The sequence below is a fragment of the Rhizobium sp. P44RR-XXIV genome, from assembly GCF_001999485.2.
Classification (GTDB): Bacteria; Pseudomonadota; Alphaproteobacteria; order Rhizobiales; family Rhizobiaceae; genus Rhizobium.
The window spans coordinates 547,446-572,037 of the sequence record NZ_MPVZ02000025.1; the positions used below are offsets into that span (position 1 = coordinate 547,446).

The window sequence follows — 24,592 nt, forward strand, 5'->3', positions numbered from 1 at the left end:
TGTCTTGATGCGAGAATTCGTCAGGCTTCGAGGCCCTTCAGCACATTGGCGACATTCAAGCCGATCTCCGGCACGCCATAACCGCCCTCCATGCAGACGAGAACCGGCAAGCCGGCGGTGGCGATGCGCTCGCCCATGCGGATGAAATCATCCGACGCCAGCCTGAAGAAGGAAATCGGATCGCGTTCGAAGGTATCGACGCCGAGCGAGAGCACGATCGCCTCCGCGCCGAAAGCCCTGATGCGGGAAAGCGCGTCGTCCAGCGCCGCCGACCAGACCTCCCAGGGCGTGCCGCGCGGCATCGGATAATTGCGGTTCGTGCCGAGCCCATCACCCTCGCCCTCTTCGTCGGCGTGCCCGAGAAAGTAAGGAAAGGCGTGGATGGGGTCGCCGTGGAGCGAGGCGGTGAAGACGTCGCCACGCTTATAGAATATATCCTGCGTGCCGTTGCCGTGATGGAAATCGACGTCGAGCACCGCCACTTTCGCCGCACCTCGGTCGCGCAGACGTTGCGCCGCGACGCCGGCATTGTTGATGAAGCAATAGCCGCCGAAGAGATCGATGCCGGCGTGATGGCCGGGCGGGCGGCAGAGCGCGAAGGCGAAGCGATTACCCGCATGGAGCCAATCGGCACCCGTCAAAGCGCAGCGCATCGAGGCGATTGCCGCCTCATAGGATCCTTTGGTGATCGAGGTGTCGGCGGCATTGGCATAATGGCCGATCAGGCCAACGATGTTTTCCGGGATGCGCTGGCTGGTGCGCCTGACAGGAAATGAATTGGAGATTGCCTCGCCCGTATAGCCGGCCGCAATCCAGCGATCCCAGACCACACCGAGAAAATCGAGATAGGCCGGATCATGCACCTTGCGCGCAGTCTCCAGCCCATGGGCATCGGGCGCGACCACATCACCAAAGCCGGCCTCCTTGACGGCGGCAAGGATCCATTCGGCGCGAAACGGCGCTTCGAAGGGCGTGACGAGCTGGCCGTCATGCAGCTCGGTCTTGGCGTCCCTGAGCTTATGATCCTCGGAATAAATAACCCGCATCGTCTCCTCCTCCATCGCCTCTAACTTATGTTGACGCAAAGGCTTACATGCATCGTCACCAAGAAAAAAGGGTGAGACGCGGCCTTGAATGCAACCGCGAACAACAGCACCTTCCCGTCGTGTTTAACGAAGCGGAGGCAGCCGGCATGAAAATCCTGATGGTCGATGTCGACGGCGTGTTGGTCCATGGCCGGCCGAGCGATGGCCTGCCGCTCTTCACCTATCTCGAGCGCGATCTCGGACTGCGGCTGGACATACTGCGGGAAGCTTTCTTCAAAACTTGCTGGCGGGATATCGTCACCGGCCGCGAGGCACTGGAGCCGAAGCTAACGGAAGTTCTCGGCACAATCGCTCCCCATCTCAGCGCTAGAACGCTGATCGACTACTGGTTCGAAAACGATTCCCGCCTCGACCAAACATTGCTGGACGAGCTAGCCGCGCTGAAGGCAAACGGAACGCGAATGTTCCTCGCCACCAACCAGGAGCATCTGCGCGCCGCTTATCTGATGGATCAGCTAGGGCTTTCCGCGCGCTTCGACGGCATTTTCTATTCCGCCGCTCTTGGTCATCAGAAGCCAGCAGCAGAATTCTTCCAGTTGGCGACCGAGCGCGTCGGCATTGACGCCAGCGAGATCGGCTTCATCGATGATATCGAAGCCAATATCGAGGCGGCCCGGCAATTCGGCTGGAAGGCAATGCAGTGGACACCCGACTCGACATTGCGGGATGCCATTGCTGCATTTTCGGCTTGAATCGCCTTCTCAGACCGCAATGCGCTTGTAGAAAATGGTCGTATCGCAAAGGCCGCCCGCCGGCCACATCGCATAATCCGGGATGACGCCGGCGCGCTGCCAGCCGAGGCGCGGATAGATCGCTTCGGCTTCGCTGCCCGTCGCCGTATCGAGCACCAGCAGGCTCTTGCCGACGCGGGATGCTTCACGCTCCGCCGCCTCCATCAACAGGCGGGCGAGACCCTTGCCGCGGGCAGAGCGATGCACCAGCAGTTTTTTCAGATCGCCGCGATGCGGCTGGTTCGGCATCTGCGCGGCGCCGACCTGCACAGTGCCCACCACCTTGCCTTCGATCTCGGCGACGAGAAGCAGGGTCGCGCCGCTCTCGACGCTCTCGGCCACAGACTGCCAATAGGACAAAGCGTCAGCCAATCCATATGGCTGCATGAAGCCGACCGAGGCGCCGCCATTGACGCAATCGGCAAGCACTTCGCAGAGATCGGCAAGGACGGTACGGGCGTCAGCGACGGATAAAAGGCGAATGTCAGGCATGGAAAAGGTCCTTGATGATTATCAGCGGCCGCGATCGAGGATGACGCAATAGCGCGCCGATCCCTCGCCGGGATTGTGGAAGGCATGGCCGTCGCCAACGCCCATGAAAAGGCAATCGCCTGAAATCAGGCGGTGCGTGACATCGCGGTGTGTCACCTCCATTTCGCCCTCGAACAGCCAGACGTGCTGGGTCATGCCGAGACTTGCGGTGTTCGGCGGGAAGATGACGCGCGCGCCGGCCGGGAAGACGACTTCGACGACATCGACCTTCGAGCCGGTTCCCGGCGGCGAGACGGCGCGTCTGACATAGCCGGTCTCCGGATCGCGCCAGACCGCCTGCTGATCGCGCCGGGCCAAGGGCGATACGTCCTTGTCTTCCTCGGCAAAGAAGGCGGAGAGCGATAGGCCGAGCGCGGCGCAGAGGCGCGACAGCAGGGATGCCGTCGGGCTCGCCTCGGCCCGCTCGATGCGCGAGATCATGGCGCGGCTGACGGCGGATGCATTCGCCAACTCATCCAGCGTCAGGCCGCGATCGATGCGCAGCTGCTTGATGCGCGCCCCAATCGCCAGTTCCAGATCATCGTCCGACATCGCCGTATCTCTCGCATACGATTCCACTATCTAAGAAATACACGACCGCATGATGGAATCAAGCCTGTTGTGATACCCACCGGCATCGATCTGGAAAGGGCTAACATAACGTGAAGATAGCCATCAAAACCCCGCTTTTCCGCTTTGCGGCGCGGGGCGGCGCTGCTATATGGCGCGCATGAGCACTAATTCCACCACTCCGCTTTCGCATATCCGCAACTTCTCGATCGTGGCCCACATCGACCACGGCAAATCGACACTGGCCGATCGTCTGATCCAGACGACGGGCGGTCTTGCCGAACGCGAGATGTCGGAGCAGGTGCTCGACAATATGGAAATCGAGCGCGAGCGCGGCATTACCATCAAGGCCCAAACGGTGCGCCTGCACTACAAGGCCAACAATGGCGAGACCTATATCCTCAACCTGATCGACACGCCCGGCCACGTCGACTTCGCCTATGAAGTCTCGCGCTCGCTGTCGGCCTGCGAGGGATCGCTGCTTGTTGTCGACGCCTCCCAGGGCGTGGAAGCGCAGACGCTCGCCAACGTCTATCAGGCGATCGACAACAATCACGAGCTCGTCACCGTCCTCAACAAGATCGACCTGCCGGCGGCCGAACCGGACCGGATCAAGGCCCAGATCGAGGAAGTCATCGGCATCGATGCCTCAGAGGCCGTGCTGATTTCGGCCAAGACCGGTCTTGGCATCCCCGATGTTCTCGAGGCCATCGTCAACAAGCTGCCCGCGCCGAAGAGCCCGGGCGGCGAAAAGGCGCCCTTGAAGGCGCTGCTGGTCGACAGCTGGTACGATACCTATCTCGGCGTCATGGTTCTCGTGCGCATCATCGATGGCGTCATGACCAAGGGCCAGACCATCCGCATGATGGGTACCGACGTGAAATACCAGGTCGAGCGCGTCGGCGTGCTCACGCCGAAGATGCTGACCGTCGAAAGCCTCGGCCCCGGCGAGATCGGCTTCATCACCGCCTCGATCAAGGAAGTGGCCGACACGCGCGTCGGCGATACGATTACCGAAGACAAGCGGCCGACCGCCTCGGCCCTGCCCGGCTTCAAGCCGGCGCAGCCTGTGGTGTTCTGCGGTCTGTTCCCGGTCGACGCGGCCGAATTCGAAGACCTGCGCTCGGCCATGGGCAAGCTGCGCCTCAACGACGCCAGCTTCTCCTTCGAGATGGAATCCTCGGCCGCCCTCGGCTTCGGCTTTCGCTGCGGCTTCCTCGGCCTGCTGCATCTGGAAATCATCCAGGAGCGCCTGGAACGCGAATTCAATCTCGACCTGATCGCGACGGCACCTTCCGTCGTCTATCAGCTGACCATGACCGACGGCACCGAGATCGAACTGCACAATCCGGCCGACATGCCTGACGTCGTCAAGATTTCCGAATTCCGCGAACCATGGATCAAGGCGACGATCCTGACGCCGGACGATTATCTCGGCTCGATCCTGAAGCTCTGCCAGGACCGCCGCGGCATCCAGACCGAGCTGACCTATGTCGGCAACCGCGCCATGATCACCTACGACCTGCCGCTCAACGAAGTCGTCTTCGACTTCTATGACCGCCTGAAGTCGATCTCCAAGGGCTATGCCTCCTTCGACTACAGCCTGACCGACTATCGCGAGAGCGATCTCGTCAAGATGTCGATCCTCGTCAATGCCGAGCCGGTCGACGCGCTCTCCATGCTCGTACACCGCTCCGCCGCTGAAAAGCGCGGCCGCGTCATGTGCGAAAAGCTGAAGGACCTGATCCCGCAGCACATGTTCCAGATCCCGATCCAGGCCGCCATCGGCGGACGCATCATCGCCCGCGAGACGGTGAAGGCGCTGCGCAAGGACGTGACCGCCAAGTGCTACGGCGGCGACGCCACCCGCAAGCGCAAGCTGCTGGACAAGCAGAAGGAAGGCAAGAAGCGCATGCGGCAGTTCGGCAAGGTCGAAATCCCGCAGGAAGCATTTATCGCCGCGTTGAAGATGGGGGATGAGTGAGGCTCTGCCTCACGCCTGCCCCATATACTCCCTGATCAAGCCCTCATATTCTTCCATCGCCGGCAGCGCGGCATAGCTGTGCTGGGCCGGCGTCGTCACCCAGGGCAGCTTTTCGCTCGTCCAGGTCTCGATAAAGGGCGTGAACCATTTGGCGTCATCGAGCATGGTGGCGCGCATGTTGACGAACCAGTCGACGCCGTCGAGCTTAGTGAACATCCAGCTCATGCAATGCGGGCAGAAATAGTGATGAATGGTGTCGCCATGCAGGCCACCGATCACAGGCTCGCCCTGCGTTACCTCGAAACCGTCCGAGGGGATCGCGGCGCTCAAGGAATAGGCGCTGCCCGTCATGCGCTGGCAGCCGGTGCAATGGCAGGCCATGGTCAGCAAGGGCTTGGCGCTGATCTTCAGCCGCACCTGCCCGCAACGGCAGCCGCCTTCGCGGGGTAATTCCAGCGTCGTCATGATCTTGTCTCCTCCCGTCTTCGATGATATTGGCGCCGATGCCCGCGCCCGCTTTCCGCCAAGTCAGCTTCTCAAGCTTCCGCAGCTTGAGGAAGTGCCTGCCGCGCGCCGATGGTCTGAACCCAGGCACGCGCTATGGCGAGCCCCGCAGTCTCCGCGGCTGCTGCGTGTTTGGCGACAAGCTCCGGATAGTTCTCCAGCCAGCCCGGCTCCTTGCGCTCGATGGTTTCCTTGAATTCGCCGCGCCAGCGCTCGACCACGGCGGCGTTGGCCTCGAAATGGAACTGCGTACCGTAGGTGGCGCGGCCGATGCGGAAAGCCTGGTTCGGCGTGACGCCGTTGGTGGCCAGGCGCACAGCGCCGGCCGGCAGCGTGAACGTGTCGCCATGCCATTCGAAGATGGTAAACTGATCGCCGACGCCGGTCAGCAGCGGGTCCACCCTGCCCTCCTCGGTAAGGCCGACCGTCTTCCAGCCGAATTCATGGGCGGTTCCGATCAGATTGTCCGCCTCGTAGGCTCGCGCAAGGATCTGGCTGCCGAGGCAGATGCCGAGCACGGACTTGTCCTCACCCTCGAAACGACGCATCAGGCCCGCTAATTCCGGCAGGTAGGGATGGGTTTCATCCGCACGTGCATTCTGCTCGCCGCCGAGCACGACGAGCGCATCATAGGCTGATGTGTCCTTGGGAAGCGCCTCGCCATCCCAGGCGTGGAACCATTCGATCCTTGCTCCCGCCTCCTCCAGCGCGATGCCCAGAGCGCCAAGCGGGGTGTTCTTCATGTTCTCGATGATTGCAACGCGCATGCCGATGATTCCCAAACCGTGTTATCGGCTGAGATGAACACGAGGCAGCCAGTCAGGCAAGAGCCAGAGCGGTTAAGCTTTCCAAACCAGTTTGCGCTTTTCCTGGAATTGCTTTGGCTTGCAGCTGCCCAAAGCTATGCCTAGATGTCAGCAAACAGCGAAGGATCAAGACGATGAGCGACAAGCCGCGGATCACCATTCTCTATTGCACGCAATGCAACTGGCTGCTGCGCTCCGGGTGGATGGCGCAGGAGCTGCTGCAGACCTTTACCGACAGCCTGGGCGAAGTGGCGCTGATCCCCGGCACCGGCGGCGTCTTCGAAATCCGCATCGATGGCGAGCTTCTGTGGGAGCGCAAGCGTGACGGCGGCTTCCCCGGCCCCAAGGAACTGAAGCAGCGGGTGCGCGATGTCATCGATCCCGAGCGCGATCTCGGCCATACGGACCGGGCGTCACTGGAGAGCTGAGCGCCACCCGATGATCAGTCGAAAGGCGAACGGCAAGCCTGGTTGCCGCGGTTGATCGTCGTGTAGCTGTTGGTGCCGGGATTGTAGGTGCGGTAGCGCTCGGCGCACCATGTCTGATGCTGCCTGAGCCGCTGCGCCGGCGACGGATAGGTGACCCGCGGCGGCGGCGAATAGGTTTCGCGCGGGGGCATCTGGACGCGCGGGGCGTCATAGCGTTTCACCCCTCCCGTATAGGGCGGCGTGATCGGAAGCGGCTGGCCAGGCCGAGTATAGAACTGTCTCTGTCCGAAACCGAAGCAGCCGCGGGAATCGCAGATGACGGAATTCGTGGTACTCGGCGGAATGCCCATCCTCGGAGGGTTCGATGCCGCGACGGCCAGGCCCGTCTGCGCCAGCAGAGCAAAGCCCAAAGCGCAGCCAAGCGCGATTCTGTCCAAAACAGCCATGACAAACTCCTATGCGAAACGCCGCTAATGAATGTGCCTGCCGCAACGCTTCACTCTCTATTTGGGGCGATGGCAGCGGTAAAACCAGTGCTACTGCAACGGGAAAGCCTCGACCCACGATGAGTTGATCCCTCGGGCTGCTTGCTCCATAAAAGCACCATCGTTCCAAGGAGATTGCCTGTGAGCAGCTTGAAATTCGGCACCAGCGGCCTTCGCGGCCTGTCCGTTGACCTCGTAGGGCGGGCGTCCGCCCTCTATGCCACAGCCTTCGCCAACCATCTGCTGAAGAGCGGCCATGCCAAGCGCGGCGACCTCATTCTCGTCGGCCGGGACTTTCGCGAATCGAGCCCGGCGATCTCTGCGACCTGCATCGGCGCCCTGAAGCGGGCAGGCCTGACACCGATCGATTGCGGCACGCTGCCGACGCCGGCGCTCGCACTTTACGGGCTGCAGCTGAAAGCCGCCTCGCTGATGATCACCGGCTCGCATATTCCAGCCGATCGCAACGGCATCAAATTCTACCGGCCGGATGGCGAGATCGACAAGCAGGACGAAATGGCGATCAGCGCGGAGGCAACCGCGATCCTCGACAGGCTTCTCGACGAAACGCCCGAGACGGCGGAAAATCGCACAGCGCAGACAGAGGCGTTGTTCCTGGAGCGCAACAATGCCCTGCTCCCCGCCGGCAGCCTCGCCGGACTGACCATCGGCGTCTATCAGCACAGCACCGTCGCGCGCGATCTCTTCGACCAGGTGCTCGCCCATTACGGCGCCCGCGTCGTGCCGCTCGGCCGCTCCGAGAGCTTCATTCCGGTCGACACCGAAGCGGTCTCCACCGAAACCATCCGCCTGCTCAAGGGCTGGGCACCTGAACACGGGCTGGACGCTATCGTCTCGGCTGACGGCGATGGCGACCGGCCGCTCGTTGCGGATGAAACCGGCGAGCCGCTGCGCGGCGATCTGCTTGGCCTCATCGCGGCAAACTTCCTCGGCGCGGATGTCGTGGTGACGCCGGTCACTTCCAATTCCGGCATCGAGGCCGCCGGCTCCTACGCGGTCACTCGCACCCGCGTCGGCTCGCCCTATGTGATCGCCGGCATGGACGAGGCGATTGCCGCAGGCAAAAACAAGGTGATGGGCTTCGAGGCCAATGGCGGCACGTTGACCGCCAGCCGCTTCACCGTCGAGGGCAAGTCTTTTGATGCCCTGCCGACCCGCGACAGCTTCCTACCGATCCTTGCGACGCTCTACGCAGCCGCGCAGGCGAAAAAGCCGCTGTCGGCCGTTGCCGGCAGCTATCGCCTGCCGTTTGCCGCCGCCGGCCGCCTGGAGAACTTTCCAGTCGAAACCAGCGCCGCGCTGATGGCCTCTCTACGCGCTTCTGACGCCAATCTCGCGGATTTCCTTGCCCCCATCGCCGGTGTGGCATCCAAGAGCGACATAGACGGGCTGCGGGTTACGCTTGTGGATGGCCGAATCATTCATTTCCGCCCGTCCGGCAATGCGCCGGAAATGCGCTGCTACGTGGAAGCAGAGAGCGAAAGCGAGGCAAAGGCCTTGCTGGAACAGGGGCTTGACCTCATCCGCGCATGGGCTGCGGCCCGGGTCTGACCCGGGCTTCAACGGCTTTTTTCACGATTGACACGAAAACTTCAAAAACCCTGTTGACACCGGACGGCCACCCCCTTACATGCCTGACCGTCGCCCAGATGGCGGAATTGGTAGACGCGCCAGCTTCAGGTGCTGGTACCCGAAAGGGTGTGGAGGTTCGAGTCCTCTTCTGGGCACCATTCCATTTTGAGAAACTTAGATTTCTCAATAATTTCAAGACTAACGAGTTCCTTTGGAACACATTCGGTTCACCGGATGTGTACGATGGGACTTGTCTTGAAATTGGCGGAAATGACAAAAAATCCCGACTTGACGATATCGCAGGCGGATACCCGAGAAGGGGCCCCAAATCTTCCAGACAGCAGCGCCCGACGGCGTGGCAAGCTCACTGTCAGCTGAGGTAATGGCCGAGATTTCCAAGCTGCTTTTAAACCGTTGACTGTGGAGAAAACGGCGACCTAATAGAGGGTGAACTCTGAGGGATGTTTGATGAACCACAAACGCGACTGGTACGACCTGATTGTTGGCAACGGCAACGTCAACGAGGGACTGGGCAGGATGGTGGGTTCCATCCTTGCGTTCATCGTCATCGTTGGCGTGATTTTCTGGATTATCTATCCGAACTGAGCATCTTGCCGGCCTGAAGCAGGATGGGCCTAGTGAAAGCGCTCGGAGTCCGGCTTCACGTAAAGCCCGGCCTCTCTCGCAGCTTCAAGGAAGGCGTCTCGCGATTCTTCCGCAGAAACCTTGCCCAGGAGCGCATCGAGGCATACCAGCACCGCGTCATTCACCACCGCTCCGCCGCGAACAGGCCATTCCTCGCTCATGCAGTTGGCTGCATCGAGCGCGTTCGTGATTATCGCGTAGTGGCCGATCCCGTCGAGATCGACTATGACGGGGCTGCTCCAATCACCATATTCCATAGCTGGCCTCCTTAACCGTATAGCGCCATCAGTGCTGCGATCAGGAATGATCCGGTGCCGGCGCATGCGGCCATCGTCGTGTAGTAGTCCATGTACCCAGCTCCTCGCCTCAGTTGATTGGATAACGTGGACCAGCCGTGGAGGTTCCTGGACGGATGGTATCTCGTTAAGATTTTCTTAGGATCTTCGCGAGATCGACCGAATGTGGCGCACCTGCGTGGGATAGCCATGTGCCTGCATTTTCCTGAATCTCCGCTTTTCGTCTCCCATTTTGCGCAACCCTCCATCCCGCTAGAGCGCTACCTCTTGGCCTGTCATCTGATTAACCTTTGACGCAGGGAGGAGGCACATAAAATAAGGGAACGATAAAATGGACCATATCTGCAACCTCCTCTGGCTGGCCTTCAGCGTCGCTCTGCTCTTTGCCGCGCTGAACAGGAGATTGGTCGGAGACTATCTGAGCATGTGGTATCTGCTCGTCATCACAGCCATGGCCGTCCTGGCCTGGGTTGGAGTATTCCCGACCGATATGACGACGGCGCGCGCCGGATAGGTTCCGCGCAGAAGCTGACGCGGTTTGGCTTTGCCCACTTTCGCTTGCGCACTTCATTCCAAACATGAAAAAGACCGCCGAAGCTTCCTTCGGCAGTCTCTGGCACGGTGCTCTTGCAGCGTGAGCTAGAGCTTCGGGCTCAGCGGGACGATGGCGGCAAAGCGCAGCCAATCCTTCTGGGCCTTCGGCGTCCAGGCCGCTTCGGCAATTGCAGGCAGGCGCGGGAAGACCAGACGATTGAAATAGTCCCGCGAGATGAAGTTCTCCTGCCAGATACAGGCCTGCACGCCCTTCATCAGATGTTTCAGCTCATCCGGGAAATCGCCCTCCGCCTCGTAAGCATAGGTATGGGCCGGTGGCACCGTGCCCGCCCAGCTCGCGCCCGGCTCCTGCCAAGCATCGGCCTGCACCATGTCGAGATAATAGGCCTGGCCCGGCGTCATGACGACCTCGTAGCCTTCGCGCGCCAGCTCGATGCCGACCTCTGGCTTTTCCCAGGCCATCAGCAGCGTGCTGTCGGGATTGACGCCGCCGCCATGGGCGACTTCGTTCCAGCCGGCGAGCTTGCGGCCTCGTTCGGTGAGCATGGCCTTGATGCGCTTCAGGAAATAGGATTGCAGCGCGAAGGTGCCCGATAGGCCTTCCTTCTCCATAAGCTTGCGCGCCAGCGGCGAAGCGAGCCAGGAACCGTTGGCAACCTCGTCACCACCGATATGGAGATACTGTGAGGGGAAGAGCTCGACCATTTCGTCGAAGACCTTGCCGAGAAATTCATAGGTCTGCTCAATGGCCGGGTTCAGCGCATTGTTCGGATAGCCCTGAACAGAATGATAGCTATCGGGCGCCTCCTGCCCGTCCGTCAGCTCAGGCAACGCAACGAGCGTCGCGGTACTATGGCCGGGAATATCGATCTCCGGCACGACCTCGATGCCGAGTGCCGCGGCATGGGCCACGATCTCGCGAACGTCATCCTGCGAATAGAAGCCTCCCACAGGTTCGGCGGTGTTGCCGAGCTGCGGCAGCAACAGCTCGTCCGGTCCACGCAATACGCCTGTCGTGGTCAGCTGCGGATAGGCGCGGATCTCCAGCCGCCATGCCTCGTCATCCGTCAGGTGCCAATGGAAGATATTGAGCTTCAGCAAGGCCAGAATGTCGAGGAGGCGCAGCACGTCGGCTTTGGGCGTAAATTGCCTGGAGACGTCAAGATGGCAGCCGCGCCAGCCGTAGCGCGGCTGATCTGCGATCACGCCCGAAACCGGGAAGCGGAACTTGCCAGGCTCGCGGCGTGCGCCATCCAGAAGCTGACCGAGCGTCGTCAAGCCATAGAGGCGGCCGGCGGCGCGGCCGAAAAGGCAAGCACGATTTCGTCCGCGGAGAAGGCAAGCTCATAGGCTTCAGCCGCAAGGGCCGGCCGCTCGACGAAACGCAGCGCCCTGCCCTGCGGCGCGGCGATGAGGCTGAAGGGAACATGGCTGGAGGGAAACAGCCGGCGGAAGAGCGCCTGCGCCGTGGCGACCGCCTTCACGCTTGCAGCGTCCGAGCCCTTGGCCGGATAGAGCGCGACCGGAAAGCCGTCGCCCGGCTTCACATCGACAGCAGCCGGCCATGGCTGGATGGCGAAGGGAAGCTCCGGCCTGCCCTCCGGCAGCAGCATCGGCGGCGGTTCGCTGACCCGGCCTTCGAGCAACAGGTCGGAGGTGAAAACCGTGACGTGACTGCCATCCGAAAGCGTCACATAGGCGGATTTGGCGCCGTCGGTGCAGTGCCGCGCAATGCGGTGAAGGGCGGAGACACTGAACGTCCAGCTCTCACCGGGACCTACGGAGAGACCGGCCGGCGGAGCAAACTCATGGAAATTGGCGTTGCGGCGAACGAAGACGGCATTGTCGCAGGCCTCTGGATCGACGACGCGCGTCAGCGTCGTATAGGCAAGGCGAAAATTCGTAAGAGGCGCATCCGAGAAATTGAAAAGCGTCAGGGTCAGGCGACCATGCTTTCCGCCCTCGGGAGACCAGGTGTTTTCAAGATGAAAGGAAGCCGGCTGCATCTATGGTCCCTCTTGGCGACGCGCTTTAGTAGTGCTCGGATTGTGAGAAGGTGTGGGCGAGCTCGGCCTGGCCTGCCGTGAGACCGCAATCAACCGGCAGGCAGACGCCGGTGATGGCGCCGGCAAGCGGGCTTGCCAGGAAGGACACCGCATTGGCGACATCGACGGGATCGACGACACGGCGCAGCGCATACCAGCGCTTTGCTTCCTCGAAGACATTGGGGTTTGCGGCGGCGCGCACTTCCCAAGCCTGGGTGCGCACCGTTCCCGGCGCGACCGCATTGGCGCGGATGCCAAACTTGCCGTATTCGACGGCCACCAGCCGAGTGAAATGCAGAAGCCCGGCCTTGGCGGCGCTATAGGCCGGATGGCCGAAAACGGCCAAGCCATTGACGGAGGCGATGTTGATCAGCGACCCCTTCGATGCCTTCAGCATATCCTCGACCGCGCGGAAACACAGGAAAGCCGCCTCCAGATTAAGCGCATTGTCGGCGCGCCAGATTTCCGGCGTGGTATCGTGAAGGCTGACCGCACGGGCGGCGCCGGCATTGTTGACCAGCGTCCGAACCGTTCCCAGGCTCGACACCGCCTTCGCCATTGCGGCGGTATCGGTTTCGTTGGTGATGTCGGCCTTGATTGCGACAAAGCGCTCGGCAGGCCCCAGATCCTGCGCCGCCTTTTGCGCGGCGGCCTCGTCGATATCGACGAGCAGGATGACATCATGGTCATCCGCAAGGCGCTTTGCGATGGCGCGGCCGATATCGCCTGCGGCCCCGGTGACGATGGCAACCGATTTGCTCATGTGTTTTCCTCTGATTGTCGTTGTTCCCTGCGCAATTCCGGACGGAAACCGCTGCGCACTGTTGCTGAAATTGCCCTAGTCCCCGAGAAGCTGGCGGTCGTCGCCGTCGCGATGGGTGACGAGTTGCTGTTTGATACGGCGCAAGATCACCGTGGCCTGCGGCCGCAAGCGGTAGGCGACGAGACTGGCGAGAATATCGACCACGGCAAGATATGCGATGCGGGTCGACGTCGGCCTATAGATATTGTCACCTTCCGGCAGGTCGATCGGCACGGTGATATCGGCGACATGAGCAACCGGACTGTCGCTCTGCGTCAAAGCAATGGTCGGCACCTTTGCGTCACGCGCCAGCGTGAAGGCGCGCACAAGTTCGGCATTACGGCCGGAAAAAGAGGAGCCGATCAATACATCCGCGGGCTTAGCCGCCGCGGCCATCATCAGCTGCATGCTGTGGTCGGAACTCGCGGTGATGCGCAGGCCGAACCGGAACAGGCGATTCTGAATCTCGCTGGCGATCATCGAGGAATTGCCGCCGGAGCCGAAGGCGTAGATCATCTCAGCGCCAGCCAGCCGATCAGCCGCCCGTTCGATGGCTCCAACGTCCAGACCGCGATGCAGCAGGAACAGCGCGTTCTGCGCCTTGGTAATAATGTCCTGGGCGACATCGGCCGGCGCTATGCTCTTCGGCTCGGGTTTCAGATAGCGCATGCCGACATAGGCCGTGCGCGCCAGCTGCACCTTGAAATCAGAAAAGCTCTCGCAGCCGAGGCGGCGGCAGAAGCGCGTGACCGTCGGCGGCGAGACATCCGCCTTGCCGGCCAGCTCGATGATGGAAGCGTTGACGGCGAATTCGAAATCATTGAGGACGATGTCGGCGATGCGGACTTCCGATTGAGAAAGCCGTCCCCTCTCGTCCTGCATGGTCGTGAAGATATCCATCAGCTCCCCCTTTATTCTGTCGCTGGGTTCTAAACGTCCGACACTTAGTAAGTGACGCAAGCCATCTCAATCTCGCAGCTCGTTATCGAGGCCTACCTACGAGTGTGCGAGGGGGCGCGGCTCGCCGTTCGCGCCCATCTGACGGGAACCATACTGAGCGACGAACATCATATGATTCCTGCAAATTATTTTCTTGATGCGTTGACAAATGACCATAGAAAGCAGAATTTGGCCAGTGAAAATCGAGAATTATGAAAAGAATTTAAATGACGGCGGATACAATGCGTGATCCATTCAAGAATCCTTTTCCTGCAAGCGACGCTCCCAGACACGCGATTTGGGAAATGCTCGTCCCTCGCGACATCGATGCATTTCTGGCAGCCGACTGGTCCATGGTAGCAGGCGATTTCGTCGAAGAGGGCTTTATCGGCATTGACGGCCGCCGTGAAGTGAGCCCTGACAAATGGCGCCTCGCCTTTCCGAGCCTTACCGCCTATCGCGACGAATGGCTGCGCCAGGCGCGCGACTTCGCCACACAGTCCTTTGCAGAGGATACGCGCACCGCGATTTTCACCACCACGACGCTCGAGGATATCGAGATCGAAGGCGACATGGCGCTGGTGCGCAAGAAATTCGACGGCAGCCTGAAGAAGTCGGATGGCAGTGTCGACACCATGAAATGGCAGACGCTTTATTATTGCCGCCTGCATGAGGGACGCTGGAAGATCAGCGGCTTCACCGGTTACCTGCCGAACCCCATGGAATAGAGGCGACAGCATTGCGCATATTCACCGCGGCTTTCGCGACCGAGACGAACACCTTTTCCCCCATCTGTATCGACCGGCGCGCTTTCGAAGCGTCTCTCTATGCGCCTCCGGGCACGCATCCGGAAACGCCGACGCTTTGTTCCGCTCCAATTACCGTCGGACGACGCGTCACAGCCCAAAAAGGCTGGGAGCTGATCGAAGGCACCGCCACCTGGGCCGATCCGGCCGGTCTGGTAAATCGCCGGACCTATGAGGACCTGCGCGACGAGATCCTGGATCAGCTGCGCGCGGCCATGCCGGTGGATGCCGTCGTGCTGGGCCTGCATGGCGCCATGGTCGCCGACGGTTATGAAGATACCGAAGGTGATTTCCTGTCGCGCGTACGCGAGATCGTCGGACCCGACATTCTGGTCTGCGCCGAGCTCGACCCGCATAGCCATCTGACGAAGAAGCGTCTCGCAGCGGCCGAATTCTTCGTCTATTTCAAGGAATTCCCACACACGGATTTCGTCGATCGGGCGGAAGACCTCTGGCGCATCGCCGTCGATACGCTGGAAGGCCGCGTGAAGCCTGTCATGTCGGTATTCGATTGCCGCATGATCGACGTTTTCCCGACCTCGCGTGACCCGATGCGCTCCTTCGTCGACAAGATCATGGCGATGGAAGAGAGCGACACAGACATCCTGTCGATCTCCGTCATCCATGGCTTCATGGCCGGTGACGTCCCCGAGATGGGCACCAAGCTGCTCGTCGTCACCAATAATAAGCCGGATAAGGGTTCTGCAATCGCCCGCGATCTCGGCCTGGAACTCTTCTCCAAGCGCGGCACGTTCATCATGCCGCAAATCGACGAGAAAGAGGCTGTCAGCCAGGCCATGGCCGCCACATCAGGCCCGATCGTCATCGCCGATCTCTGGGACAATCCCGGCGGCGGCACTTCGGGAGACGCCACCGTTATCCTGCAGGAACTGCTCGACCGTGGCGCCACCGATACGGCGATCGGCACGATCTGGGATCCGATGGCGGTGCAGATCTGCATGGCCGCCGGCGAAGGCGCTGAAATCCCACTGCGCTTCGGTGCCAAATCGGCGCCGGGCACCGGCAATCCCATCGACGGCCACGTCAAGATCATCCGTCTGGTCGCCAATGCCGAGATGCGTTTCGGTGAGAGCTACGCCCCCTTCGGCGATGCGGCCTATATCCAGTACAAGGGTATCGACATCATCCTGAACTCGACGCGCGCGCAGAGCTTCGACCCGAGCCTGTTCTCCGTCATGGGCATCGATCCGACACAGAAGAAGATCCTGGTCATCAAATCGACCAATCACTTCTACGCATCCTTCTCCAAGATCGCGTCGGAGATCCTTTATTGCTCGGCCGGAACACCCTATCCGAACAATCCAGCCCGCACCCCCTATCGCCGCGCACCGAAAGACATCTGGCCCATGGTGGCCGATCCGCACGCGACAGAACGCAAAGGCGCCTGATATGACACACGACATCGCCTCGGAAATCAGCCCCAAATCCGGCGATCGGATCGAGGGGCTCTCGACCCCGCGCCCGATCATCGACGAAGAACGGCTGGCTGCGAATATCGCCCGCGTGCAGTCTTACATGGACGCGCACGGCCTGAATTTCCGTCCGCATATCAAGACGCACAAGATCCCAGCCGTCGCGCGCGCCCAGGTCGCCGCCGGCGCCAAGGGTATCAACTGCCAGAAGATCACCGAGGCGGAAGCATTTGCCGATGCCGGCTTCGAAGATATCCTGATCACCTTCAACATTCTCGGCCCTGAAAAGCTTGTTCGCCTCTCGGCGCTGAACGATCGCATTTCCGGCCTGAAGGTCGTGGCCGACAGCACCGTTACCGTCGACGGTCTCTCTGCCTGGTTCGCCGAACGCAAGCCGCTGACCGTGCTGGTGGAATGCGACACCGGCGGCGCGCGCTGCGGCGTGCAATCGCCCGAGCAAGCCGCCGCCCTCGGCAAGCATATCGCCGGCAAGCCCGGCCTCACCTTCGGGGGCTTGATGAGCTATCCGAAGCCCAATAATGCCGAGGGGACGCAGGCGTTCCTGGCCGACTCCGTTGCACTGCTGAAGAACGAGGGCATCCCATGCCCTGTCGTCAGCAATGGCGGCACACCAAGCCTGTTCGAGGCGCACCTCGTGACGGCGGCCACCGAGCATCGGGCCGGCACCTATATCTATAACGACAGATCCATGGTGCGCGCCGGTCATTGCCGCGAGGAGGATTGCGCGATGCATATCCTCGCCACCGTTGTCTCCAGGCCAACCGAAGACCGCGCCGTCATCGACGCCGGCTCGAAGGCGCTCACCTCCGATCTCCTCGGCTTTGCCGATTTCGGCCATGTGGTCGACTATCCGGAAGCCATCATCAAGGGTCTTTCGGAAGAGCATGGGGTGATCGACCTCTCGAACTGCACCGGTCCGCGCCCGCAGATCGGCGACAAGATCCGCATCATCCCCAATCACACCTGTGTCGTATCGAACCTTTTCGACCAGATGGTCTTCCATCGAGACGGCGTCGTGACACGCGTCGAGGATGTGGCAGCCCGCGGGCTGGTCTGGTAGGCGCGAAAACATTGTTTAAAACAAAAACGGCGACCTTCGGGCCGCCGTTTTTGTTTGTCGCATCTCAAAGCCGGACCGGCCTTCATACGCGGTCCGGTCTTGCAAGTAGCCGCCCCTCAAGAGGCGACCGAGCTCAGCAACTCCATGTCGATGTCCGTGAGTTCCACCCTGCGCTCGAAAGCGATGCCGCTTTCATCGAACAGGTGGCAATCGGCGATACGCATGCCGGTCTTCAGCGGCGCCTCCAGGCGGATCGCTACGCTGCCGGGCAGTGTTGCGCAGAAATTCTCGTCGACCCCCTCGGCGGAAGCGTAGGCAACCGTCTGTGCGCCCAAATGCTCGACGACGGTGGGCACGATGGTCAATGTCAGATCGCCACCACCGAGCAGCACATGCTCCGGCCGGATGCCCAACGTCAGGGCCTTACCGACCGCATCCTGGCGCGGCGTCACCGGCAGAAGCGCTTTTTGGCCCTTATACTCAATTTCCACGCCCGCATCGCTGACACCAGTGCAGGTCACGGGCAGGAAGTTCATCTTGGGGTTGCCGATGAAGCGGGCAACGAACGTATTCGCTGGCTTATGGTAAAGCTCCAGCGGTGCGCCGACCTGCGATATCTCGCCGGCATTGAGAACGACGATCCGGTCGGCCATGGTCATGGCCTCTACCTGGTCGTGGGTCACGTAGATCATGGTCGCCTGCAGTTGGCGATGCAGTCTTGCCAGCTCGATGCGCATATCGGCGCGCAGAGCGGCATCGAGGTTGGACAGCGGCTCGTCGAAGAGGAATATCTTCGGTTCGCGCACGATGGCGCGGCCGATGGCGACGCGCTGGCGCTGACCACCGGACAAATTGCCCGGCTTCTGATGCAGCCGCTGCTCCAGATGCAGGATGCGGGCGGCATTCTCGACCTTGGCCTTCAGCTTGTCCTCCGGCATCTTTTCCACCCGCAGCGGAAAAGCGATGTTCTCGAAGACGGACATATGCGGATAGAGGGCATAGGACTGGAAGACCATGGCGATACCGCGCTTGACGGGCGCCAGATCGTTCACACGACCGCCATCGATCATGATGTCGCCGCTGGTCACCTCGTCAAGGCCGGCAATCATCCGCAGCAGGGTCGACTTGCCGCAACCGGACGGGCCGACGAAGACAATGAATTCACCGTCGTTAACGTCAAGCTCGACGCCCTTGATGACTTCGAAATGACCATAAAATTTCTTGACCTGATTAAGGTGAAGCTTTCCCAAACTCTGTCTCCGCGCGCGCCGCTACTAGGCGGGCAGGGCTCGAAAGGCCGCGCGTGATGCGCGCGGCCCGGCGATCTGCGATCTTACTTGTACTGCTCGAGATCGGCAGCTGCCTTCTTCAAGGCATCAGCCGGCTGGGCCTTGCCGGTTACGACCGACTGGACCATCTCGATCATCACGTTCTGGAAGCCCTTGTAGTCCTTGAAGAGCGGCTCGGGACCACCATAGGCGATGCCATCGATGAACGGCTTCCAGGACGCGTCCTTCTTGACGAACTCGTCAACCAACGGCGACGGACGCAGCGGCGTGAGACCGGCGCCGCCCTGGAGTTCGTATTCCGCCTGCGGACCCGGAGACGTAATGAACTTGGCGAACTCGGCTGCCTTGTCCTCGACACCGCTGCCCTTGAAGACAGCAAGGCTGTCGGTGATGAGCAGCGTGCCCTGACCCTTGGCAGAAGGACCGAGCGGCAGTGGCGCGACGCCCCAGCTGATCTTCGTTTCCTTCAAGCGAGCGGCGGCACCGGAGCCGGCCTGGATCATGCCGACCTTGCCATCAAGGAAGATGGCACGCATTTCGTTCTGCTCATAGGCCGTCGGTCCTTCGACCGAGTAAGGCGTGATGTCCTTGTAGGCCTGGAGAGCTGCCAGCACTTCGGGGCTGTCGAGGACGATCTTGTCGCCATCGATGACCTTGCCGTTATTAGTGTAAACCCAATGCAGGAACTGGTGCATGGTGTTGTCGAAGGTCTTGGCCGAGAGGCCGTAGCCGGGGATGCCCGTCTTTTCCTTGATCGTCTTGGCGTCGGCGATTTCTTCGGCCCAGGTGGTCGGTGGCTTCTCGGGATCGAGGCCCGCCTTCTTGAAGAGATCCTTGTTCCAGTAAAGCGCCTTGGTCGAGAAGGCGATCGGCGTTCCCCACTGCTTCCCATCGAAGGTTACCGTACCGACGATGCCTGGATAATAGGCCTTCTTCTCGTCATCCGTCATCGGGATCGGAACGATCAGATCGTTATCAGCGAACTGCTTGAGCGTGCGCGAACCGACATAGGCCATGGCGACCGGCGTGCCGGCAGCAGCAAGCGTGGTTGCCTTGTCCTGGCACTGTTCCCAGCCGACGACTTCAGGCTTGACGGCCCAGCCGGGATTCTTGTCTTCCCACTGCTTGATGTACTTCACATGGATCGGATCGATGCTGTCGCCGCAATAGATCCAGCTGATTTCCTTGTCGGCGGCCTGGGCGTTCACGGCGCCAAGCGCGGTGGAGCCGAGCAAAGCAAGGGCAAGAAGCCCTGTCTTGAAATGGAATGTCACGTTTAAGCTCCCGTTTCTCTGGTTGTTGATTGGTTTTATTGCTTCACCGCGCCAGCGGTCAGACCGCTGACGAGATACCGTTGCAGGAAGAAGATCACGACCAGGGCCGGCGCGATGCCGACGAAACTTGCGGCCATGAGTTCGTTCCAGACGACCTCCTGCCGGCCGAAATAGGCAAAGAGCCCAACCGGCAGCGGCATGTATTCAGTCTTCGAATTGAAGGTAAGAGCGTAGATGAACTGCTGCGCGTAGGAACCGATGAAAGTGGTAATGGCGACGACGGTGATGCCCGGCATGGCGATCGGCAGGATGACGCGACGCAGCGTATAGAAATGGCTGGCGCCATCAACAAAGGCCGCCTCATTGAGCTCCTTCGGAATGCGCATCATATAGGTACGCAGCAGCCAGATGCCGGTGGGAATAAGGAAAGCGACACCCGGCACGATCATGGCAAAATAGGTGTTCAGCACACCGAAGGAGCGCATGAGCCGGAACAGCGGGATCAGCAGCACGGCGCCGGAGAACATGTTGACCGCCAGGAAAGCGCCGAGCAGCAGGCCGGCGCCTCTGAACTCGAAACGTGCGAAAGCATAGGCTGCGGGCACGACAAGGATCAGGACGATAATAGTGGTCGAGCCTGAGATCAGGAACGAATTGAAGATGTACCAGCCAAAGCCCGGCACGCTGGTCCACATCGTGCGATAGGCTGCAAAGGAGCCGTTCTCGGGAATGAACCGGTAGGGTGAAGAGAAAAGCTGGCTGAGCGGCTTCAGCGAGACCAGGAAGCCTTCGACGAAGGGCGCCAGCACGAAAGTCAGGAACAGCAGGATCCCGGCATAAATGCCGATGAGCTCGTACCACTTGTAGCGATGGATCATCGTAGGCTGGCTCATCGCTGCTTGGCTCCCGTGGAAAAGCGGCTGGTCACGCGGAAATAGGCAAGGCAGAAGAGCGACAGGAAGATGCAGATCAGCACTGCGCGAGCGGCGCCTTCGCCATATTTATAGGATCCGATTGCCGTTCGATAAGTGTCGATGATCATCGTCGTCGTCTCGCCGTTCGGGCCGCCGCGCGTCAAGATCCAGATAATATCGAAGGAATTGAAGGTGGCGATCAGCGACAGCATCGACATGGTAACCAGGGAAGGCACCAACAACGGCAGGGTGATGCGGCGGAAGCGATAGAAGCGGCCGGCGCCATCCGTCCAGGCGGCTTCATAGAGATCGTGAGGTACTGCCTGCATCGCCGCCAGCATGTAGAGGGTGACCATCGGGACACCGATCCAGACGTCGGTGACGATCGTCGCCCAGAAGGCCGAGCTGCCATAGGCCAGGAACGCCACGGGGCTGTCGACAATGCCGAAGCGTTGCAGCAGGCCGGAAATCATGCCGAACTGGCCATTGTACATCCAGCCCCACATGAAGATGCCGATCGCCATCGGCACGATCCAGGGAGGCATGGTGAGTACGCGAAAAAGCGAGCGGCCGGGAACAGCCGAATTCAGCAGCGCCGCCCCCAGCGTGCCGATGATCATCTTCAACGACACGGAGAAGAAGGTCCAAATGAAGGTGCGGACGATGACGCCCGCGAAAGTATCGTTGAAGATCTTGGCGTAATTCTCGAAGCCAACCCAATTCGTCACCTTCTTCAACGACGCATCGGTGAAGGACAGGATTATCGTGTCGACCAGCGGATAGGCGACGATGACGGTGACGTAGAGGAGAGCCGGAAAAAGCAGGACCCAGGCGAAGATGACCGTGCCGCGTTGAACACCCATCCCGCGCCCTCCCTAGGCGGCTCTTGAATGAAGCGCTTCGTCGAATTCGTCCCAGATCGGTCGGAGATCGACGACAGTCCTCTTCATGCGTGCCTCGTCCATCGAAAGCGCCAGAATGCCCGCTTCAAGCGCATTTTGGGTCGAACCGGCAGATGCAGGCCGGTTTTGACGTTCGCGATGATGTCGGCGGCCATCTGCTCATCGGCACCGTAGTGCTGCGAAAGCGTGGTGGCCGCGTAGGTGTTCTCGATCACCTTCTTGCCGCTCAGCACCTCGTGAACATTGAAATAACCGCGAATGAAATCGCCTTCGGCCATGCCGCGCGAGCCCATGATGGCGAAACGGCGGAACTGGTCCGGCACGTTGAGATTGGTGTGGAAGTTCATGCCGACGCCATTGGCATATTCGATGATCGCAACCTGGTAGTCGATGATGTCGCCATCGCTGTCGAACACCTTGTCCGATCCCATCCAGCCGCTCGGCTTGCGATGGAAAAGTTCGAGATCGTTGATGCCTTCCCGTGCCGGGTCGTTTTCCGGGATGAAGCTCTTGCGGCCGCCGAAGCTCGCCACCCGCTCCGGACGCGCGCCGACCACGCCATTATAAAGGTCGAGGTCGTGGCAGCATTTCTCCAGCATGAAGCTGCCGGAATAATGCTCGTAGCGGCGCCAGTCACGCATGAAGAAGGCGCCGTGGTAGGGTTCGATATGCTCGGATGCTTCAATGGAGACGACCTTGCCGAGCTTTCCTTCGGCCTGTGCGGCCAAAAGATCGCGATACATGGGCGAATAGCGCAGGACCAAGCCGACATTCAGCCGCTCATGCCCGTACTTTGCCATCAGCTTTGCAAGCTCGATGCTGTCTTTGATCGTCGTGACGATCGGCTTTTCACAGAAAATCTTGAGGCCAGCCTCAAGGCCGATGCGGATATGATCGAGATGCATGTGGTTCGGCGAACCGATCATCAAGAGGTCGATCTTTTCGTTGGCGATCAGCTCTTGAGGAGTGCCATAGGCCTTTCCAACGGAAATGCCCTGTTCGAGCAAACCAGGCAGGCCTGCCGGCGCCGGATCCACATAGCCGGCGATCTCGAAGCTTTCATCGATCGCCTTGAACACATAGCCCAGATATCCCAGGCGGAATCCCAGCCCAATGATTCCAACTCGCATACTTTTCAGTTCCCATTACGTAATTTATTTTCGTAAGCTTGGGGCAAATTTTCGCATTCGTCAACGACGTTCGCGCATTTACTCGAAAACATGAAATTTATTTTCAGATCATCGCTTAAAAATGCGCAGCCTTCAAGTCTGAAGCTGCGCCCGTTTTGATCGCGTTGCCATTTATTTTGGCAGGATGGCCGGCATTATCTGTCTGGGCCGTTGTATTGCCAATATTGATAATTGGGTTTTCTGGTGCTGCTGGAAATCACACCGTTCTGGTCACACACATATCCCAGGCGGGGCAGACCGCGATAGAAGTAGCCTCTGTAGAAGTCATCCGGATATAAGGTCGTGGTGCTGCACTGGAATTTTTCGTCAGCTGCCATTTTTGGCGCGGTTACCCCCGGCAGGTTCTTGTAGGGATAGACAGGCGCGACATATGGCTTGGGTACAAGCGGGTTATCGGCCATCGCGGCAACAGGCATGAGGCAGCCAAGGAACAGAGCGGCAATGGCGATTTTTGATTTGGTCCACATGAATTGCTACGCTCCTTCAACCATGCGAGCGCAACGACCACGCGCCGCATGTTGCAGATATAGTAAAGTGCAGGTCCGTCGCCAACAGGGCACCCGTCAAAATCACGGCGCGAGGCCTGTTTCTTGGCCAAGATGCGGGCGTTCACACAACGTTACACCAAATAAAATGCTTTTATCCGGAAATACAACATTGACGCGCATTCCGAATTTGCGACAATTCGTAAGCATGTTATATAATGGCAAAACCATTGCCTTAACTGCTGTCGCCACGATTTCTGTTTGCAGGAGTAACAGTCATTCTCGAACAGATTGATCGTACCGCCCCTATCACTGATCCGCTGACTGTTGCTGATGCCGCTCAGCAGTTGCGCATCTACGTCATCAATCTGGATCAGTCGCGCGATCGCTGGGAACGTTTGTGTGGCCAGGCCGTGGAATACGATCTGGATATCACGCGAATACCGGCTGTTGACGGCCGAGCGATCGCCGAGGAGGATCGCCTCGACTTTCATCCCAAGTCGTTCATCTATCACAATGGCCGCAAGCTCCTGGCCGGCGAATATGGCTGTTATCGCAGCCATCTCCTCGCGCTTGAGCAATTCGTTGCCAGCGGCGACAAGATGGCCATCATCATGGAAGATGATATCGAGTTGAACGAGAAGCTGATCCCGCGTGCGATTGCGACGATGGATAGCGTCGACGGCGCCCGCCTCGTCAAGCTGGTCAATCATCGCCTGGTGGGTTTCAAGCAGATCTGCGAGACAGCCGAAAACGACGTAATCGGCCGCTGCCTGCACGGCCCGCAGGGGTCTGCCGCCTGTTATATCGTCAACCGCAAGGCTGCCAAGAAGCTGCTGGTGACGCTGAAGCCGATGCTTCTTCCATATGACGTCGCTCTCGAACGCGGCTGGTCAACCGGTGTCGAGACATTCGCGACGCTTGAAAATCTTGCCGATTTCAGCCCGCATCGCGCCGATACGACGATCGGCAAGCGCACGGATTACCGCGCCGTAAAGCGGCACTCCCTGTTGCGGATGACGGCGCACTGGTTCCGCACATGCGATCAGCTGCGACGTTGGCGGTATGCCATTCGTATTAAGCCACGGATGGTAGTTCCCTGACGGGATCCTGAGCCGCTAGTACCTAACGGAAGCTCTCATCAGCCTATGTGGCCGATGTCTACAGTCCCGGTGGAAAGCGGGAAGCGCTTTTTTGC

At 60.2% G+C, this 24,592-nt stretch carries 24 protein-coding genes, 1 tRNA gene and 2 pseudogenes; 11 read left to right on the forward strand and 16 right to left on the reverse strand.

Annotated features, from left to right (window positions below):
- Positions 1-20: 20 nt before the first annotated feature.
- Positions 21-1,046 (reverse strand): histone deacetylase family protein, encoded by a 1,026-nt coding sequence (locus BSK43_RS08055; protein ID WP_077468423.1) that lies wholly within the window; start codon positions 1,044-1,046, stop codon positions 21-23.
- A gap of 146 nt (positions 1,047-1,192) precedes the next feature.
- Here BSK43_RS08055 and BSK43_RS08060 point away from each other — a divergent pair, with 146 nt between their 5' ends.
- Entirely contained in the window at positions 1,193-1,798 is a 606-nt protein-coding gene (locus BSK43_RS08060) for an HAD-IA family hydrolase (protein WP_077468730.1), read from the forward strand.
- A 9-nt stretch (positions 1,799-1,807) separates the two neighbouring features.
- On the opposite strand, the gene BSK43_RS08065 is transcribed toward BSK43_RS08060, so the two are convergent.
- On the reverse strand, positions 1,808-2,329 hold the full coding sequence (locus BSK43_RS08065; RefSeq protein WP_077468422.1) for a GNAT family N-acetyltransferase: 522 nt from the start codon (positions 2,327-2,329) through the stop codon (positions 1,808-1,810).
- Positions 2,330-2,350: 21 nt separating this feature from the next.
- On the reverse strand, positions 2,351-2,920 hold the full coding sequence (locus BSK43_RS08070) for a helix-turn-helix domain-containing protein (RefSeq protein WP_077468421.1): 570 nt from the start codon (positions 2,918-2,920) through the stop codon (positions 2,351-2,353).
- 169 nt (positions 2,921-3,089) lie between these two features.
- On the opposite strand from BSK43_RS08070, the gene lepA reads away from it, so the two are divergent.
- The gene (lepA, locus tag BSK43_RS08075) at positions 3,090-4,922 is read left to right on the forward strand and encodes a translation elongation factor 4 (RefSeq protein ID WP_068400756.1); all 1,833 of its coding nucleotides are present in this window, start codon (positions 3,090-3,092) and stop codon (positions 4,920-4,922) included.
- Between the two features lie 9 nt (positions 4,923-4,931).
- Here the strand turns inward: lepA and BSK43_RS08080 are convergent, their stop codons facing one another.
- On the reverse strand, positions 4,932-5,387 hold the full coding sequence (locus BSK43_RS08080) for a GFA family protein (RefSeq protein WP_077468420.1): 456 nt from the start codon (positions 5,385-5,387) through the stop codon (positions 4,932-4,934).
- Between the two features lie 71 nt (positions 5,388-5,458).
- Positions 5,459-6,193, reverse strand: a complete 735-nt coding sequence (locus BSK43_RS08085) for a type 1 glutamine amidotransferase (RefSeq protein ID WP_077468729.1) — start codon at positions 6,191-6,193, stop codon at positions 5,459-5,461.
- A gap of 173 nt (positions 6,194-6,366) precedes the next feature.
- Between BSK43_RS08085 and BSK43_RS08090 the strand changes: the two genes are divergently transcribed.
- The gene (locus tag BSK43_RS08090; protein WP_034514177.1) at positions 6,367-6,660 is read left to right on the forward strand and encodes a SelT/SelW/SelH family protein; all 294 of its coding nucleotides are present in this window, start codon (positions 6,367-6,369) and stop codon (positions 6,658-6,660) included.
- Positions 6,661-6,674: 14 nt separating this feature from the next.
- On the opposite strand, the gene BSK43_RS08095 is transcribed toward BSK43_RS08090, so the two are convergent.
- On the reverse strand, positions 6,675-7,106 hold the full coding sequence (locus BSK43_RS08095) for a BA14K family protein (protein ID WP_077468419.1): 432 nt from the start codon (positions 7,104-7,106) through the stop codon (positions 6,675-6,677).
- Between the two features lie 189 nt (positions 7,107-7,295).
- Here BSK43_RS08095 and BSK43_RS08100 point away from each other — a divergent pair, with 189 nt between their 5' ends.
- The 3 genes from BSK43_RS08100 to BSK43_RS35050 all read left to right on the forward strand — a co-directional run bounded on the left by BSK43_RS08100 (position 7,296) and on the right by BSK43_RS35050 (position 9,344).
- On the forward strand, positions 7,296-8,717 hold the full coding sequence (locus BSK43_RS08100; RefSeq protein ID WP_205910599.1) for a phosphomannomutase: 1,422 nt from the start codon (positions 7,296-7,298) through the stop codon (positions 8,715-8,717).
- A gap of 92 nt (positions 8,718-8,809) precedes the next feature.
- Positions 8,810-8,896 (forward strand) — tRNA-Leu (locus tag BSK43_RS08105).
- A gap of 310 nt (positions 8,897-9,206) precedes the next feature.
- Positions 9,207-9,344: a hypothetical protein gene (locus BSK43_RS35050; protein WP_169055375.1), complete on the forward strand. Its 138-nt coding sequence runs from the start codon at positions 9,207-9,209 to the stop codon at positions 9,342-9,344.
- Between the two features lie 29 nt (positions 9,345-9,373).
- On the opposite strand, the gene BSK43_RS08110 is transcribed toward BSK43_RS35050, so the two are convergent.
- Positions 9,374-9,640: a DUF982 domain-containing protein gene (locus BSK43_RS08110; protein ID WP_169055376.1), complete on the reverse strand. Its 267-nt coding sequence runs from the start codon at positions 9,638-9,640 to the stop codon at positions 9,374-9,376.
- Positions 9,641-10,010: 370 nt separating this feature from the next.
- Here BSK43_RS08110 and BSK43_RS08115 point away from each other — a divergent pair, with 370 nt between their 5' ends.
- A complete protein-coding gene (locus BSK43_RS08115; protein WP_077468416.1) occupies positions 10,011-10,193 on the forward strand; it encodes a hypothetical protein in 183 nt (60 codons plus the stop codon).
- Between the two features lie 125 nt (positions 10,194-10,318).
- On the opposite strand, the pseudogene BSK43_RS08120 reads toward BSK43_RS08115, so the two are convergent.
- The 3 genes and pseudogenes from BSK43_RS08120 to BSK43_RS08130 all read right to left on the reverse strand — a co-directional run bounded on the left by BSK43_RS08120 (position 10,319) and on the right by BSK43_RS08130 (position 13,981).
- Positions 10,319-12,240: pseudogene (locus BSK43_RS08120) on the reverse strand (family 20 glycosylhydrolase).
- A gap of 25 nt (positions 12,241-12,265) precedes the next feature.
- On the reverse strand, positions 12,266-13,042 hold the full coding sequence (locus BSK43_RS08125; protein WP_077468415.1) for an SDR family oxidoreductase: 777 nt from the start codon (positions 13,040-13,042) through the stop codon (positions 12,266-12,268).
- A gap of 75 nt (positions 13,043-13,117) precedes the next feature.
- Positions 13,118-13,981 carry a MurR/RpiR family transcriptional regulator gene (locus tag BSK43_RS08130; RefSeq protein WP_077468414.1) on the reverse strand — a complete coding sequence of 288 codons (864 nt, stop codon included), beginning with the start codon at positions 13,979-13,981 and terminating at the stop codon, positions 13,118-13,120.
- A gap of 281 nt (positions 13,982-14,262) precedes the next feature.
- On the opposite strand from BSK43_RS08130, the gene BSK43_RS08135 reads away from it, so the two are divergent.
- From BSK43_RS08135 to BSK43_RS08145, 3 genes are read left to right on the forward strand one after another with little or no spacing between them, the layout of a single operon-like run.
- The gene (locus BSK43_RS08135; protein WP_077468728.1) at positions 14,263-14,748 is read left to right on the forward strand and encodes a hypothetical protein; all 486 of its coding nucleotides are present in this window, start codon (positions 14,263-14,265) and stop codon (positions 14,746-14,748) included.
- A gap of 11 nt (positions 14,749-14,759) precedes the next feature.
- Entirely contained in the window at positions 14,760-16,235 is a 1,476-nt protein-coding gene (locus BSK43_RS08140) for a M81 family metallopeptidase (protein ID WP_077468413.1), read from the forward strand.
- Position 16,236: 1 nt separating this feature from the next.
- On the forward strand, positions 16,237-17,340 hold the full coding sequence (locus BSK43_RS08145) for a D-TA family PLP-dependent enzyme (protein ID WP_077468412.1): 1,104 nt from the start codon (positions 16,237-16,239) through the stop codon (positions 17,338-17,340).
- A 116-nt stretch (positions 17,341-17,456) separates the two neighbouring features.
- Here BSK43_RS08145 and ugpC read toward each other — a convergent pair whose 3' ends face one another.
- The 6 genes and pseudogenes from ugpC to BSK43_RS08175 all read right to left on the reverse strand — a co-directional run bounded on the left by ugpC (position 17,457) and on the right by BSK43_RS08175 (position 23,376).
- Complete coding sequence (gene ugpC / locus BSK43_RS08150) at positions 17,457-18,590, reverse strand: sn-glycerol-3-phosphate ABC transporter ATP-binding protein UgpC (RefSeq protein ID WP_077468411.1); 1,134 nt, start codon at positions 18,588-18,590, stop codon at positions 17,457-17,459.
- Positions 18,591-18,673: 83 nt separating this feature from the next.
- On the reverse strand, positions 18,674-19,903 hold the full coding sequence (locus tag BSK43_RS08155) for an extracellular solute-binding protein (protein WP_077468410.1): 1,230 nt from the start codon (positions 19,901-19,903) through the stop codon (positions 18,674-18,676).
- A 35-nt stretch (positions 19,904-19,938) separates the two neighbouring features.
- Positions 19,939-20,796, reverse strand: a complete 858-nt coding sequence (locus BSK43_RS08160; protein ID WP_077468409.1) for a carbohydrate ABC transporter permease — start codon at positions 20,794-20,796, stop codon at positions 19,939-19,941.
- Positions 20,793-21,680 (reverse strand): sugar ABC transporter permease, encoded by an 888-nt coding sequence (locus tag BSK43_RS08165; RefSeq protein WP_077468408.1) that lies wholly within the window; start codon positions 21,678-21,680, stop codon positions 20,793-20,795. Before BSK43_RS08165 ends, BSK43_RS08160 begins: the two co-directional genes overlap by 4 nt.
- A 12-nt stretch (positions 21,681-21,692) precedes the next feature.
- Positions 21,693-22,849: pseudogene (locus BSK43_RS08170) on the reverse strand (Gfo/Idh/MocA family oxidoreductase).
- A gap of 194 nt (positions 22,850-23,043) precedes the next feature.
- Entirely contained in the window at positions 23,044-23,376 is a 333-nt protein-coding gene (locus BSK43_RS08175) for a hypothetical protein (RefSeq protein ID WP_077468407.1), read from the reverse strand.
- Between the two features lie 365 nt (positions 23,377-23,741).
- On the opposite strand from BSK43_RS08175, the gene BSK43_RS08180 reads away from it, so the two are divergent.
- Positions 23,742-24,497, forward strand: a complete 756-nt coding sequence (locus BSK43_RS08180) for a glycosyltransferase family 25 protein (RefSeq protein WP_246662514.1) — start codon at positions 23,742-23,744, stop codon at positions 24,495-24,497.
- The last annotated feature ends 95 nt before the right edge of the window (positions 24,498-24,592 follow it).